The sequence below is a fragment of the Rhizobium ecuadorense genome (assembly GCF_001187535.1).
Classification (GTDB): Bacteria; Pseudomonadota; Alphaproteobacteria; order Rhizobiales; family Rhizobiaceae; genus Rhizobium; species Rhizobium ecuadorense.
The window spans coordinates 1-257 of record NZ_LFIO01001580.1; the positions used below are offsets into that span (position 1 = coordinate 1).

At 67.7% G+C, this 257-nt stretch carries 1 protein-coding gene; it reads left to right on the forward strand.

The genetic code is table 11. From position 1 onward, the window contains the following. Positions 1–257: FAD-dependent oxidoreductase (locus AF337_RS32635; RefSeq protein ID WP_160320395.1), on the forward strand; the 257-nt coding region annotated here is incomplete at both ends.

Sequence of the window (257 nt, forward strand, 5' to 3'; positions counted from 1 at the left end):
GAAACGGCGCTGTCGTCATCGAACGCGCGGGTTTGGTGGAGGCATTTGCCTTCGCACTCGACCAGCTGTCATCGCTGCTCGGCAGTAACATTCGCCGCCATCTGCGGCCCCTCACGGCCTCTTCCTGGTGTCGTACCGATTGGATAGGCGGTTCCTACAGCCACGCGCTGCCCGGCCATGCGGGCGCGCGCGCAGTCCTGGCCCGCCCGGTCGGCGACCGGCTGTTTTTCGCCGGCGAGGCGACGCACCAGTCCGAC